Annotated in this window: 9 protein-coding genes and 1 pseudogene; 6 read left to right on the top strand and 4 right to left on the bottom strand. The window is 67.7% G+C overall.

Annotation, left to right across the window (positions count from 1 at the left end; genetic code table 11):
• The 5 genes and pseudogenes from ACGFIB_RS32930 to ACGFIB_RS32910 all read left to right on the top strand — a co-directional run.
• Window positions 1-329, top strand: a pseudogene (locus ACGFIB_RS32930) (trypsin-like serine peptidase); the annotation flags it as partial.
• An 857-nt stretch (window positions 330-1,186) separates the two neighbouring features.
• Window positions 1,187-2,671, top strand: a complete 1,485-nt coding sequence (locus ACGFIB_RS32925) for a trypsin-like serine peptidase (RefSeq protein WP_393377028.1) — start codon at window positions 1,187-1,189, stop codon at window positions 2,669-2,671.
• Between the two features lie 832 nt (window positions 2,672-3,503).
• Window positions 3,504-4,802: a trypsin-like serine peptidase gene (locus ACGFIB_RS32920; protein WP_393377025.1), complete on the top strand. Its 1,299-nt coding sequence runs from the start codon at window positions 3,504-3,506 to the stop codon at window positions 4,800-4,802.
• Window positions 4,803-5,276: 474 nt separating this feature from the next.
• Window positions 5,277-6,770, top strand: a complete 1,494-nt coding sequence (locus tag ACGFIB_RS32915; RefSeq protein ID WP_393377024.1) for a trypsin-like serine peptidase — start codon at window positions 5,277-5,279, stop codon at window positions 6,768-6,770.
• A 483-nt stretch (window positions 6,771-7,253) separates the two neighbouring features.
• Window positions 7,254-8,708: a trypsin-like serine peptidase gene (locus ACGFIB_RS32910; RefSeq protein ID WP_393377021.1), complete on the top strand. Its 1,455-nt coding sequence runs from the start codon at window positions 7,254-7,256 to the stop codon at window positions 8,706-8,708.
• A gap of 220 nt (window positions 8,709-8,928) precedes the next feature.
• On the opposite strand, the gene ACGFIB_RS32905 is transcribed toward ACGFIB_RS32910, so the two are convergent.
• The 3 genes from ACGFIB_RS32905 to ACGFIB_RS32895 all read right to left on the bottom strand — a co-directional run bounded on the left by ACGFIB_RS32905 (window position 8,929) and on the right by ACGFIB_RS32895 (window position 13,330).
• On the bottom strand, window positions 8,929-10,737 hold the full coding sequence (locus tag ACGFIB_RS32905; protein WP_393377019.1) for an ABC-F family ATP-binding cassette domain-containing protein: 1,809 nt from the start codon (window positions 10,735-10,737) through the stop codon (window positions 8,929-8,931).
• Window positions 10,738-10,749: 12 nt separating this feature from the next.
• Window positions 10,750-11,688 carry a 4-(cytidine 5'-diphospho)-2-C-methyl-D-erythritol kinase gene (locus tag ACGFIB_RS32900; protein WP_357240807.1) on the bottom strand — a complete coding sequence of 313 codons (939 nt, stop codon included), beginning with the start codon at window positions 11,686-11,688 and terminating at the stop codon, window positions 10,750-10,752.
• A 184-nt stretch (window positions 11,689-11,872) separates the two neighbouring features.
• The gene (locus tag ACGFIB_RS32895; protein ID WP_393377016.1) at window positions 11,873-13,330 is read right to left on the bottom strand and encodes a trypsin-like serine peptidase; all 1,458 of its coding nucleotides are present in this window, start codon (window positions 13,328-13,330) and stop codon (window positions 11,873-11,875) included.
• Between the two features lie 489 nt (window positions 13,331-13,819).
• On the opposite strand from ACGFIB_RS32895, the gene ACGFIB_RS32890 reads away from it, so the two are divergent.
• Window positions 13,820-14,113, top strand: coding sequence for a DinB family protein (locus ACGFIB_RS32890; RefSeq protein WP_393377013.1), 294 nt, complete (start codon window positions 13,820-13,822; stop codon window positions 14,111-14,113).
• Here the strand turns inward: ACGFIB_RS32890 and rsmA are convergent.
• Window positions 14,089-14,976 carry a 16S rRNA (adenine(1518)-N(6)/adenine(1519)-N(6))-dimethyltransferase RsmA gene (gene rsmA, locus ACGFIB_RS32885; protein ID WP_393377011.1) on the bottom strand — a complete coding sequence of 296 codons (888 nt, stop codon included), beginning with the start codon at window positions 14,974-14,976 and terminating at the stop codon, window positions 14,089-14,091. The two genes, ACGFIB_RS32890 and rsmA, sit on opposite strands and share 25 nt — an antisense overlap.
• Between the last annotated feature and the right edge of the window lie 13 nt (window positions 14,977-14,989).

Raw genomic sequence — 14,989 nt, 5'->3', positions numbered from 1 at the left:
GGTCGCACCCGGACGGCAACTACGCCTTCTCCGGCAAGACCCAGAAGTGGGCCTACGGCAAGACCTTCAAGGCTGCCGCTTCGTCGATCAAGGCCGAGGAGCTGGTGGGCATCAAGTCCTCCTTCACCGGCGAGGGCTCCATCGGTTCCGCGTGGCTGTACCGCTACAGCAACGCCAAGCGGCTCGGCTACCTCAACGGTGTGACCATCGCGGTCTCCGACACCGACGGTAACAACCGCATCGACACCAACGTTTCGCCGTACTTCGACGGTGAGACGCTGGCCGTCTACAAGACCGCTGCCGCCAACTGGTCCGGCAAGATCGTCTGATCTTCCCCCCAGTAGAGCAGAGTCAAGGAAAGGGCCCGGCCTCCCGCCGGGCCCTTTTCCGTTGCCCGGCCGACTGGTGAGCGTGGCGGCGACAGCGGCGAAGTCGTCGAAGCCGCGCCCGGCCACCCCCCGGCCACTACGACCCCCGCGACATCGACACACGCCCGCGACGGTGCGAGCCAGCCGGCCCTCCAGACGTCCACGGGTCACGAACTGTTTCGGGAAGGTCGTCGCCGGGAGCTCTTCCCCACCCTGGAACCCGCGTTACTCGACCGGCGTCACTTCGACTCCCGGCACTGGGCGCAAGCCGCATGCACCGGCTTCATCGACGGGCCCGCACTCCCGCCGGCGCACTCGACCCTGCGCATGCTCGGCCCCGCCGAATACGAACGCCGACACCCAACAATCCCGCCATGCCGCCCTCTAGGGGCGAACCCCGACTTGTCCCCTACAAACCGGGCAATTGCCTCTTCTTACTCGACCCCTGGCCAATGGCCACAAATATCGCAGTTCATCTCATTTGGCGTGCCGAAGCCCGTCGACCGCTAGACGCACTTCCCCGGCCGTGACCACGTGACGTAATCAGGCACCTCTTCGGTTTCCTCCAAATCTGTGATTTACATCACAGTGAGCCTTGTATCGGTCCAGCGCGGAGCGTAACGGAAACCAGGGGACACCTTCATGATCAGCCAAAACGCGCGGCCCGACTCAGGCCCACGCCGCCCGAGTGCGCCTGTCCCCCGAATGGGCCATCGCAAACCCTCTTACGCCACCTCATTTCCTCCTATAGCTTTCTCCTCATTCCTCACTGACGGATGGGGCGCAAGTGACGCCTCACGACAGACCAGGAGAAAGTCATGAAGCGCATTCTCGCTCTGGGCGGGGTCGCCGCCGGCCTGCTGGCCTCCGCTGCGATCGCTGCCCCGGCTCACGCCGACTCGGTTCCGGCCGTGAACCTGGCCAACACCAACACCGCGGCCAAGCAGGTCGCGGCGTTCTGGTTCGGTCAGGCCAAGGCCAACCTGATCAACGCCACGCCGTACACGGTGGAGACCACGGTCGCCGCCAAGCACGTGTCGACCGGTGGCGCGTCCGCCGATGACAAGGCCGGCGTGGTGGGTTCCAGCGGTGACCAGAAGGCCGCCACCGGCACCCTGAAGAACGTCAACCTGCCGAAGACCACCGGCAAGGTGTTCTTCGTCGGCGCCGACGGCAAGTCGCACTGGTGCTCGGCCACCTCGGTCCAGGGCCAGTACAAGAACCTGGTGGCGACCGCGGGTCACTGCGTGTACGACACCAAGTCCAACAAGGCCACCCTGGACAAGTGGGTCTTCATCCCCGGTTACTACGAGGGCAAGACCCCCTGGGGCATCTACGTCGGCAAGACCGCTTACACGCACTACGACTACAGCGTGTACGAGGACGGCGACCGCGACTACGCGTTCGTCACGGTCTACAACGGCGTTCTGCCCACCGAGGGCGGCACCAGCGCCGGCAAGTACGAGTCGCAGGTCTACCGCACCAAGTGGCAGGCCGACAAGGCGAAGGACAAGCTCGCGGCCGACAAGACCACGGCTGCGTCGAAGCTGTCGGTCGAAGAGGTCAAGCAGCTCTCGCGGTTCGGCAAGGAGACGCAGGTCAGCGTCGCCGAGTTCCTGTCCTACAACAAGGGCAAGAACCCGACGGGCATGGGCGGCTGGGCTGACAACACGTCCGCGACCACGACTCCGATCGACCAGAAGACCTACGGGTACCAGGTCCACAAGGACTCGTACGTCAGCCCGGACGGGAAGACCCTGTACTTCCGGACCCCCAAGCCGGGTCACCGCAACGAGTACTTCTACTTCAAGCGGACCTTCTCGGCGAAGATCCTCACGGGCTACAAGGTCGTGGGCTTCAAGTTCGCGATCGGCCTCAAGGACGTCGGCACCCTCGGCGCCAACGTCGGCGGTCAGGGCCTGGCCTACAACCAGAAGATCGGCACGGGCATCTTCGAGTTCGGTTACCCGAGCGGGTCGCACCCGGACGGCAACTACGCCTTCTCCGGCAAGACCCAGAAGTGGGCCTACGGCAAGACCTTCAAGGCGGCCGCGCCGTCGATGAAGGCCGAGGAGCTGGTGGGCATCAAGTCCTCCTTCACCGGCGAGGGCTCCATCGGTTCCGCGTGGCTCTACCGCTACAGCAACGCCAAGCGGCTCGGCTACCTCAACGGTGTGACCATCGCGGTCTCCGACACCGACGGTAACAACCGCATCGACACCAACGTCTCCCCGTACTTCGACGGTGAGACGCTGGCCGTCTACAAGACCGCTGCCGCCAACTGGTCCGGCAAGATCGTCTGATCTTCCCCCCGGTAAAGCAGAGTCAAGGAAAGGGCCCGGCCTCCAGCCGGGCCCTTTTCTGTTGCCCGAAACACCCACACGCGCGCTTCATCGCGCGGCGGTCACGCCATCGAGCCGATCTCACGGCCGGTCTCAGGGCCGGTCTCACGGCCGATCACAGAGCCGATCACAGAGCCGATCACAGGGGCGTCCGCCCGGCCCGCCCCTCTCCCCGCTCCACGGCCGCGGTCTCGCCGTAGCGGGCGTCAGAGGCCCGATCGGGCGCTTCGCGAGCGCGTGGAGCAGGAGTCACCCCGCACCCCGTAGGCCGCACCCCATATGCGCACGCTTGAGCCGTACGCCGTCGCCGTCGCCGTCGGATGCCGCATGACGGGCCGGCAGACCGCACAGGCCTTATGTCGCCCCCAGACGGGCGGGAACGGCCCGAGCCCTCCCGTCCCCCATCGGGCCCCCGCAGACCGCCGCAGACCGCCGGTCGAGCCCTTCTGGGCGTCCGGAACGAGCCACTGAGAGCGTGGGCGCCTTTCCGCTGAAGGCCCGTTGGACGTTGCACCCCCCTCTCCCGGTTTCATCCATTTGGTGTGATTTACCTCACACGCAGTCCCGCCTCGGAGTGGCCGCGCCGCGTGACAACGGACATCCGACACCGCTCGTGATCAGCACAGATGCCGCATAGACCCACCAACCGGAGCGAAGCACGTGAGCCCGGAGGTGACCGGCAGACGTCGCGGTTCCACTTACACCACACCAACTTCTCCTATAACTTTCTGACCGTTCCTTTACTGACGCATGGGGCGCAGGAGTCGCCTCACGACAGACCAGGGAGAGAAAGTTGAAGCGCACCCTCGCACTCGGTGGCGTTGCGGCCGGCCTGCTGGCCTCCGCTGCGATCGCCGCCCCGGCTCACGCCGACTCGGTTCCGAGCGTGAACCTGGCCAACACCAACCTCGCCGCTCAGCAGGTCGCCCAGTACTGGCTCGGCCAGGCCAAGGCCAACCTGGTCAACGCCACGCCGTACACCGCGGAGACCACGGTTTCCGCCAAGCACGTGTCGACCGGCGGTGTCTCCGCCGACGACAAGGCCGGCGTCGTCGGCTCCAGCGGTGACCAGAAGGCTTCCACCGGCACGTCGAAGAACGTGAACCTGCCGAAGACCACCGGCAAGGTGTTCTTCACCGGCGCCGACAACAAGCCGCACTGGTGCTCGGCGACCGCTCTGCAGTCGCAGTACAAGAACATCGTGGCGACCGCGGGTCACTGCGTCTACGACACCAAGTCGAACGCGGCCACCCTGGACAACTGGGTCTTCGTCCCCGGTTACTACGAGGGCAAGACCCCCTGGGGCATCTACGTCGGCAAGACCGCTTACACGCACTACGACTACAGCGTGTACGAGGACGGCGACCGCGACTACGCGTTCGTCGCGGTCTACAACGGCGTCATCCCCACCGAGGGTGACACCCACGGCGGCCTCGTCTCGAAGTTCTTCAAGGACAAGAAGGCGGCCTACGACTACAAGGCCAAGCTCGCGGCCGACAAGACCACCGGCTGGTCGAAGCTCGCGGTTGTGCCCGTCTTCGGGCAGTCCCGCGGCAACGACCACGGCAACGACCACAGCCACAGCCACAGCAACGACCGTGGCCGCGACTACGGCCGGACGATCATCGGCTACAAGGTCACCGGCGCGAAGGTCTCGATCGGCCTCAAGGACGTCGGCACCCTCGGCGCCAACGTCGGCGGTCAGGGCCTGGCCTACAACCAGAAGGTCGGCACCGCCGTCTTCGAGTTCGGCTACCCGAGCGGCTCGCACCCGGACGGCAACTACGCCTTCACCGGCAAGACCCAGAAGTGGGCCTACGGCAAGACCTTCAAGGCCTCTGCCCCGTCGATGAAGGCCGAGGAGCTCGTCGGCATCAAGTCCTCCTTCACCGGTGAGGGCGCCCTCGGCTCGTCCTGGCTGTACCGCTACAGCAGCGCCAAGCGGCTCGGCTACCTCAACGGTGTGACCATCGCGGTCTCCGACACCGATGGGAACGGCCGCATCGACACCAGCGTCTCCCCGTACTTCGACGGTGAGACCCTGGCCGTCTACAAGACCGCTCAGGCCAACTGGTCCGGCAAGATCGTCTGATCTTTTCTCCAGTCGGTGAGATGAAGGAAAGGGCCCGGCCTCCAGCCGGGCCCTTTTCTTTCGCATTTCGCGGGCGACGAGACGGACGACGAGAAAAGGAACGGCGCCGTCAATTCATCCTGCCCTTCTTTCCTTCCCGGACCGCTCGGCCGACCGCGCGCAGGCGCCCCCGCCCCAGGCGTCCCGGCGGACTCTCCGTCCACACGGCCAGCGAGGACCTCTCATCCCTTCAGGGCCTGGTGCGGCCCGTCCGGCCACACGTCCTCCGTGGAAGCGCGGCGCCACCGGCTGAATTCCGGAGTGAAGCGCCCGGCAGCGCCGGGGTGCAATGGCATATCGGGATTGAAGATCACGAGGTGATACCCATCGGTTCTCCTCTCTTACGCCATCAGCTATCAATCCGGTAGTTTTTGCGCATCCTTTACTGACGCATGAGGCGAAAGCCGCGCCTCACGACAGACCATGGAGAGCACTTTGAAGCGCACCCTCGCGTTCGGCGGCGTCGCGGTCGGCCTGCTGGCCACCGCCCTCGTCGCCTCCCCGGCGCACGCCGACCGCGGCCACGGCAAGCCCAAGGCCAAGCCGCTGGCCGAGACCAACTTCGCCGCCAAGCAGGTCGCCGCCTTCTGGTTCGGCGAGAAGATGGCGAACCTGGTCAACGCCACGCCGTACGGCACCGAGACCAAGGTCACCGCCAAGCACGTCTCGACGATGCCCAAGGACATCGCCGACACCAAGCCCGGCGTCGTCTCGTCGAGCGGCGACAAGAAGGCCACCAGCACGTCGAAGAACGTCAACCTGCCCCGCACCACGGGCAAGGTGTTCTTCATCGGCACCGACAACAAGCCGCACTGGTGCACCGCGACCGCCCTGCAGTCGCTGCACAAGAACCTGGTGGCCACTGCCGGTCACTGTGTCTACGACACGGTGAAGGACAAGGACCTGATGGACAAGTGGGTCTTCGTCCCGGGTTACTACAACGGCAAGACGCCGTACGGCATCTATGTCGGCAAGATGGCGTTCACCCACTTCGACTACACCACGTACGGTGACGGCGACTTCGACTACGCGTTCGTCGCCGTCTACAACGGCGTCACCCCGACCGACGCCGGCGCCAGCGGCAAGTACGAGTCGCAGGTCTACAAGAGCAAGTGGGAAGCCGAGCGGGCCAAGGCCAAGCTCGCCGCCGACAAGACCACCGCTCTCTCCAAGCTCGGCGTCGTGGAGATCAGCACTCTCTCGAGTCGCGCCCCCGAGGTTCCGGTCACCGTCGCCGAGTTCCAGGCCTGGAACAAGGGCAAGAACCTGACCGGAAACGGCCCGTGGGCTCCTCTGACGTCCGCCGGCGCGATCAACGACAGGGTCCGGTCGTACGACTACAAGTCGGACAAGGACTCCTACGTCAGCAGGGACGGGAAGACCCTGTTCTGGCGGGTGAAGCAGCAGAGCGGCAGCCACGAGTACAAGTACTACAGCCGGACGTTCAAGGCGAGGGCTTTCAAGGGCTACAAGGTCGTCGGCGCGAAGCTGACGGTCGGCCTGAAGGACGTCGGCAAGCTCGGGGACAACGTCGGCGGCCAGGGCCTGGCCTACAACCAGAAGGTGGGCCAGCCGACCTTCGTGTTCGGCTACCCGAGCGGGTCGCACCCGGACGGCAACTACGCCTTCTCCGGCAAGACCCTCAAGTACAGCTACGGCAAGACCTTCCCCGCCACCGCTTCGGCTCTGAAGGGCGAGGCCCTCCAGGGCATCAAGTCGTCGTTCACCGGCGAGGGCGCTTCCGGCTCCGCCTGGCTGTACAAGTACAACAACTCGACGCGGTTCGGCTACCTGAACGGCGTCACCATCGGCGTCTCCGACACCGACGGCAACAACCGGTACGACACCAGCGTCTCGCCGTACTTCGACGGTGAGACCCTGGCCGTCTACAAGGCCGCGGCCGCCACCCCCTCGGCCAACATCGTCTGACGCCTCGTGAGGCCCAGCTGAGCAAGGGCCCGGCCGCGTGCGGCCGGGCCCTTCTCTGTTTTCCGGCTCCTGTATGTCCGTCCGGGATCCCACGCGCGCTCTCCCACGCCCCACATCCCCTCAGGGCCGTCTCCCGTGCCGCTCCTGGGCCAACTCTCATGGCCGCCGGCGCGATGCACGCACGGGCGAAATCAGACGTGATCACACGGTCGCGCGGTTCCATCCCTCCAATGTGATTTAGCTCACATTAATCACCTGAACGATCAGTCACGTAGCGTGCTCACGAGCTCTCAAAATCAGCATCTCATCAGCGGAAACACAGCAACCTTTCAGGTTCGGAGCCGGCTCTGATCAAACGCGGGGGCGCGGACGGGACGGTTTGCGGCGCTACTTTGCGCCTGCCTCCTCCGATAGCTTGCTTACCGTCCCTTTACTGACGAGTGGGCGTACTTTGTGCCCCCGACAGACCAAGGAGAACAACCCTTGAAGCGCACCCTCACCCTCAGCGGCATCGCGGTCGGCCTGCTGGCCTCCGCGGCCGTCGCCGCCCCCGCACACGCGGATTCCGTACCGCACGACACCCTGGCCAGCTCCAACTTCGCCGCCAAGCAGGTCGCCGCCTTCTGGTTCGGCGAGCGTATGGCCAACCTCCGCAACGCCAAGCCGTACAACGTGGAGACGCAGGTCTCGGCCAAGCACGTGTCGACCGGCGGGGCCTCCGCGGACAGCAAGGCCGGCGTCGTCGGCTCCAGCGGCGACAAGAAGGCGACCACCAGCACGAAGAACGTCAACCTGCCCAAGACCACGGGCAAGGTGTTCTTCATCGGCGCCGACCGCAAGCCGCACTGGTGCACCGCGACCGCGGTCCAGTCGCGTTACAAGAACCTGGTGGCGACCGCCGGCCATTGCGTGTACGACACCAAGAGCAACAAGGCGACCCTCGACAAGTGGGTCTTCGTTCCCGGTTACTACCAGGGCAAGACTCCGTGGGGCATCTACGTCGGCAAGACCGCGTACACCCACTACGACTTCGACGTCTACGAGGACGGCGACCGCGACTACGCGTTCGTCACCGTCTACAACGGCGTCCTGCCCACCAGCGGCTCCAGCAAGAGCTACGCCCACACCTACGAGACCTCTCTGCAGGCGAAGTGGGCCAAGGCCAAGCTCGACAAGGACAACGCCTACTCCCACCTCCGTATCCGTCCCGTGGTCGACACCCGCCACGTGGTCAAGGAGGGCACCCGCGACTCGCAGAAGGTCTACGTCAAGCGGGACGACTGGAAGAAGCTCAACCCCGAGGGCACTCCGGCCGACGGGCCCTTCAAGGCGGGCACCGGCGTCACGGACAAGGAATACCGCTTCAAGCCGCGCGGCTTCGACGAGGGCAAGGCGTCCCGCGACGGCAAGGCGTTCTACCTCAAGAAGGGCGACAAGTACGTCGTCCGCACCTACTGGATCAACTACGACGTCGACTACCGCCTGACCGGCCGCGCTCTGTCGATCGGCCTCAAGGACGTCGGCACCCTCGGCTCCAACGTGGGCGGCCAGGGTCTGGCCTACAACCAGAAGATCGGCACGGGCATCTTCGTGTTCGGTTACCCGAGCGGCTCGCACCCGGACGGCAACCACGCCTTCTCCGGCAACACCCTCAAGTGGTCGTACGGCAAGACCTTCAAGGCCAGCTCCCCCACCATCAAGGCGCAGGAGCTCGTTGGCATCAAGTCGTCGTTCACGGGTGAGGGCGCGCTCGGCTCGGCGTGGCTGTACCGCTACAGCAGCACCAAGCGGCTCGGCTACCTGAACGGCGTGACCATCGGCGTCGCCGACCGCGACGGCAACAAGCGCTACGACACCAGCGTCTCCCCGTACTTCGACGGTGAGACCTACGGCGTGTACAAGACCGCCGCGAACAACTGGTCCGGCAAGATCGTCTGATCCGTCACCGCGCACGCGAAGGGGCCCGGCACCGCGCCGGGCCCCTTCCCGTTCCTCACCGCACGGGCGACATCGTCACCGCACAAGCAACATCTCCACCGCGCGGGCGGCATCCTCATCCCAGCGGCGGCGGCTCCACCGCGCCGGCCGGCGTCGCGCCCGTGGCCGCCCGTGGCCGACAGTGGCCGGCCGTGGCCGACAGTGGCCGGCCGATCCGGCCCTACTGCCCTTCGAGGCGCTCGGCCGCCGTCATCCACTCGAACTCGGCCGACTCCTTCTGCGCGGCGATCTCCCGCAGCTCGGCGTCGAGCTTGGCCAGGCGCTCGAAGTCGCTCGCCGCATCGGCCATCTCAGCGTGCAGCTTCGCCTCACGCTCGCCGAGCTTGTCGATCTGCCGTTCCAGCCGGTTGAGCTCCTTCTGCAGCTCCCGCAGTTCCTTGGCGGTCGGCCCGCCCACCGGCGCCGGCTGATCGTCCTGGCCGCCCCGCTCGGGAGCGCTCGCGGCAGAGGCCGCCCGCGCCGACAGGGCCGCGCCCGCCGCACGACGTTCGAGGTATTCGTCCACGCCGCCGGGCAGCATCGACAACCTGCCGTCTCCGAGGAGTGCGACGCAGCGGTCCGCCACCCTCTCCAGGAAGTACCGGTCGTGGCTCACCACCACCAGCGTGCCCGGCCAGCCGTCGAGGAGGTCCTCCAGCTCGGTGAGCGTCTCGATGTCGAGGTCGTTGGTCGGCTCGTCGAGCAGCAGCACGTTCGGCTCGTTCATGATCAGCCGGAGGAACTGCAAGCGCCGCCGCTCGCCGCCCGACAGGTCGCCGACGACCTTCCACTGGGCCTCGCCCCGGAAGCCGAGGCGTTCGAGCAGCTGGGAGGCCGACCACTCCTTCTTGCCCACCTGGACGTACTTGCGGATCTCCTCGACCGTCTCCAGCACCCGCCGCGTGGGGTCCAGCTCGGCCAGCTCCTGCGACAGGTGCGCGAGCCGCACCGTCTTGCCGCGCACGAGGCGGCCGGAGTCGGGCTCGACCGTGCCGGACAGCAGGCGCAGCACCGACGACTTGCCCGAGCCGTTCACCCCGATCAGGCCGATCCGGTCCCCCGGGCCGAACTGGTACGTGCACTGATCGAGCACCAGCGGACCCGATGCCGGGCCTCCCGCGTGGAGCGTCACGTCCTCCAGGTCCGCGACGGTCTTGCCGAGCCGCGCCGAGGCGAAGCTGAGCAGCTCGACGGCCTCCCGCGGCGGCGGCTCGTTCGCGATCAGCGCCTCGGCCGCGTTGATCCGGAACTTGGGCTTGGAAGTCCGGGCCGGCGGTCCGCGCCGCAGCCAGGCGATCTCCTTGCGCATGAGGTTCTGCCGGCGCTCCTCCGCCGCCTGCGCGATCCGCGCCCGCTCGGCCTTGGCCAGCACGTACGCCGCGTAGCCGCCCTCGTATCGCTCGATGGAGCCGTCCACGACCTCCCACGTGCGGGTGGAGACCGCGTCGAGGAACCAGCGGTCGTGGGTGACGACCAGCAGCGCGGACTTGCGCTGGACGAGATGCCCGGCGAGCCAGGCGATGGCCTCGATGTCGAGGTGGTTCGTGGGCTCGTCGAGGATCAGCAGGTCGTGCTCCTCGATCAGCAGCCGCGCCAGGGCCGTACGGCGACGCTCCCCGCCCGACAGCGCGCCCGCGGGGGCCGCGAGGTCGATGTCGGCGAGCAGGTTGGCGAGGATCTCCCTGATCGCGGCGTCGCCGGCCCACTCGTGCTCGGCCCGGCCGGCCAGGACGATGTCCTTCACCGCGACGTCCGGGTCGAACTGGTCACGCTGGGAGAGCGCGCCGACCCGCAGTCCGCGGGTGTGGGTGACTCGGCCGCTGTCGGGTTTCAGCGCTCCGGCGATGATCGAAATGAGCGTTGTCTTGCCTCCGCCGTTGCGGCCGACGACGCCGATCCGGTCACCCTCCTCCAGTCCGAGAGAGACGTCGGCGAGCAGGGGCTTGGGCCCGAAGGCGTGGGAGACGGACTCCAGATTGACCAGATTCATCGCCCGTAAAGCTTATCCGGCCACGGTGGCCCCGGGGACGGGCCCGGAGGCGGTGACGACGGACCTGCAGCCGCCCACGTCCTTGATCAGAGCGGCCAGCTCGTGCGCCCGCTCCGCCGACTCGGCGAGGAACGCGCAGGTGGGACCGGACCCGGAGACGAGCGCGCCGAGCGCCCCGTGCTCACGGCCGGCGGCCAGCGTGTTCGCGAGCGAGGGACGCAGGGCCAGCGCGGCGGGCTGGAGGTCATTGGACAGCGCCTGCCCGAGCGCCCTGACGTCGCCCTCGCGCAGGGCGGCGAGCAGAGCCTCGCTCACCGCCGGCGTGGGCGCGGCCACCCCCGCCTCCTCGCGCAGCCGGTCGCACTCGCCGTACACCCTGGGGGTCGACAGGCCGCCGTCGGCGAGCGCGAAGACCCAGTGGAAGACCCCGGCGGTCTCCAGCGGGGCGAGCCGCTCGCCGCGTCCGGTCCCCACCGCGGTGCCGCCGAGCAGCGCGAACGGCACGTCGCTGCCGATGTCGGCGGCGATCTCCATCAGGTCCTCACGGGGCAGGCCGAGGCCCCACAGCTCGTTGCAGGCCACCAGCGCCGCGGCGGCGTCGGCGCTTCCTCCGGCCATGCCGCCCGCCACGGGGATCGACTTGCGGATCAGCAGATCGGCCCGGTACGAGCGGCCCGTCCGATCGGCCAGCGCCCTGGCGGCCCGGACCGCGAGGTTGTCGTCGCTCACCGGAACCTCTCCGGCGAGGTCTCCCTCGACTCTGACCACCAGCGGGGCGGCGGAGGGGTCCCGCCCAGGGGCAGGGTCGAACGGCTCGGCGGCCGTGACCTCGTCGAACAGCGAGACCGCGTGGAAGACGTTCACCAGGTCGTGGTAGCCGTCCTCGCGCAGCGGGCCGACCGCGAGCTGGAGGTTGACCTTCGCCGGCACGCGCACCGTGATCGCACTCATCGCCCGTTCACCGCCTCATGTCGTCGCCGTGCCCGGGGCCGCTCTTCGCATGCTCCTGTTCCTGGCATGGGACCCGAGCTTAGCGTCACCACGCGTCCCGGGAGATTCCGCAGGCCGGTCCCTGTCAGGGCAGCGGAAAGGGGCCCGGCGCGGTGCCGAGCCCCTTCGCGTGCGCGGTGACGGATCAGACGATCTTGCCGGACCAGTTGGCCTGAGCGGTCTTGTAGACGGCCAGGGTCTCACCGTCGAAGTACGGGGAGACGCTGGTGTCGATGCGCTTGTTACCGTCGGTGTCGGAGACCGCGATGGTCACACCGTTCAGGTAACCGAGCCGCTTGGCGCTGCTGTAGCGGTAGAGCCAGGACGAGCCGATGGCGCCCTCACCGGTGAAGGAGGACTTGATGCCGACGAGCTCCTCGGCCTTCATCGACGGCGCGGCCGCCTTGAAGGTCTTGCCGTACGACCACTTGAGGGTCTTGCCGGAGAAGGCGTAGTTGCCGTCCGGGTGCGAGCCGCTCGGGTAACCGAACACGAACATGCCCGTGCCGATCTTCTGGTTGTAGGCCAGACCCTGACCGCCCACGTTGGAGCCCAGCGTGCCGACGTCCTTGAGACCGATCGACAGAGCGCGGCCGGTCAGGCGGTAGTCGACGTCGTAGTTGATCCAGTAGGTGCGGACGACGTACTTGTCGCCCTTCTTGAGGTAGAACGCCTTGCCGTCGCGGGACGCCTTGCCCTCGTCCCAGCCGCGCGGCTTGAAGCGGTATTCCTTGTCCGTGACGCCGGTGCCCGCCTTGAAGGGCCCGTCGGCCGGAGTGCCCTCGGGGTTGAGCTTCTTCCAGTCGTCCCGCTTGACGTAGACCTTCTGCGAGTCGCGGGTGCCCTCCTTGACCACGTGGCGCGTGTCGACCACGGGCTGGATGGTCACGTGCGAGTAGGCCTTGTCCTTGTCGAGCTTGGCCTTGGCCCACTTCGCCTGGAAAGAGGTCTCGTAGGTGTGGGCGTAGCTCTTGCCGGAGGCGCTGGTGGGCAGGACGCCGTTGTAGACGGTGACGAACGCGTAGTCGCGGTCGCCGTCCTCGTAGACGTCGAAGTCGTAGTGGGTGTACGCGGTCTTGCCGACGTAGATGCCCCACGGGGTCTTGCCCTGGTAGTAACCGGGAACGAAGACCCACTTGTCGAGGGTCGCCTTGTTGCTCTTGGTGTCGTACACGCAATGGCCGGCGGTCGCCACCAGGTTCTTGTACTGGCTCTGCACGGCGGTCGCCGAGCACCAGTGCGGCTTCTTGTCCGCGCCGATGAAGAACACCTTGCCGGTGGTCTTGGGCAGGTTCACGTTCTTCGACGTGCCGGAGGAAGCCGACTTGTCACCGCTGGAGCCGACAACGCCGGCCTTGCTGTCCGCGGAGGCGCCGCCCGAGGAGACGTGCTTGGTGGGCAGCGTGGTCTCCACCGCGTACGGGGTGGCGTTGACCAGGTTGGCCTTGTTCTGGCCGTACCAGAACGCGGCGACCTGCTTGGCGGCGAAGTTGGTGCTGGCCAGGGTGTCGTGCGGAACGGAGTCCGCGTGTGCGGGGGCGGCGACGGCCGCAGAGGCCAGCAGGCCGACCGCGATGCCGCCGAGGGTGAGGGTGCGCTTCAAGTTACTACTCCCTGGTCTGATCGTCGGGCGCCGCTTGCGCCCCAACCGTCAGTAAAGGACGGCTAAAAGCTATCCGAGGATTTGGGAGAAGTGACCGCCTTAGTGGTTATCAGTCTGATCGCCACGTCAAGATCGCGCCTACCGCCGCCGCCCGCGCCTTCTCCGCGGCCGTCACGTTTTCGCTGATCACAAGTGTCGCCATCGCCGCCCCGTCACCCAGCGTCACCGATCGACACAAGGGCTGCATGTGATGCAAATCACACTTTGTCGATGGAACGGATCACCAGTCGATCACGTCAAAGTCTGCCCGCGGGCGCACTCGCGGAGCCCATCCGGCTAACCCGACCGCCGCCACCGCCAGTTCAGCTCCCCGGGCTCCGGGAGGCGGACCGGGGAGAGCGTTCGCATCGTCGCCGGTCACACCGGCTCCCGCGACACCCCGCGCACCTGGCCACGGGGCTGGACGCTTCGGCCCGCGCCTGGGCGAAGGTGGACGACGACGCCGAGCAGGTGCCGGTGCCGCTTCCCCAGGGCCCCATGCCCGCATCGCTCGCGGCCGGCGCGTGCGCGCTCGACGCGGCGGTGCACGCCTGGGACATCGCCGTGGCCACGGGGCAGCCCTCGCCGCTCACCCCGCAGATGGCCCTGCCGCTGATGGAGGTCGCCACCCAGATCGTCGAACCGCTGCGGGCCTACGGCGCGTACGCTCCCGCGCTGGAGACCGGCGACGACGCCGACGAAGTGACCGTGCTGCCGGCCTACCTCGGCCGCCGGCCGGTCTGACCCGGCTGGTGCGCCGCCGCCGGGGCCCGCTGTTCGGCGATTCGGGCGAAGTCCTCGACCCTCAGCTGCTCCCCACGCGCCGAGGGGTCGATGCCGGCCCCGAGCAGCGCCTTCTCCGCGGCGGCCGCCGTTCCGGCCCAGGAGGCGAGCGCGGCGCGCAGCGTCTTGCGGCGCTGGGCGAACGCCGCGTCGATGGCGGCGAACACCTCCTCGCGGGTCGCCGTCGTCACCGGCGGCTCCCGCCGTACGAGCGAGACCAGGCCGGAGTCGACGTTCGGCGCGGGCCAGAAGACGTTGCGCCCGACCGGACCGGCCCGGCGCACGTCGGCATACCAGGCGGCCTTGACCGAGGGAACGCCATAGATGCGCGACCCCGGCGCCGCGGCGAGCCGGTCGGCGACCTCCGACTGCACCATCACCAGCCCGCGCCGCAGCGACGGCAGCACCTCCAGCAGGTGCAGCACGACCGGCACGGACACGTTGTACGGCAGGTTGGCGACCAGCGCGGTCGGCTCGGTCCCGAGCTCGGCGGGCCCGACCTTGAGCGCGTCGGCGTGCACCACGGTCAGCCGGCCGGCCACCTCGGGGGCCCGCTCGGCGACCGTCAGCGGCAACTGCTCCGCCAGCACCGGGTCGATCTCCACGGCGACGACCTCGGCGACCTCGGGGAGCAGGGCGAGGGTGAGCGAGCCGAGCCCCGGCCCGACCTCGATCGCCACGTCGTGCGGTGCGACCCCGGAGAGCCGGACGATACGGCGGACGGTGCCGCCGTCGATCACGAAGTTCTGCCCCAGCTTCTTCGTCGGCCGGATGTTCAGCCTCTCCGCGAGCGAACGCACTTCGACCGGCCCGAGCAGACTCATGCCTCCAGTGTCC

The sequence above is a fragment of the Microbispora bryophytorum genome, assembly GCF_043197435.1.
Taxonomy (GTDB): domain Bacteria; phylum Actinomycetota; class Actinomycetes; order Streptosporangiales; family Streptosporangiaceae; genus Microbispora; species Microbispora bryophytorum.
The sequence above is the reverse complement of the archived record's forward strand: the minus strand, read 5'-3'. Positions and strand labels throughout refer to the sequence as shown.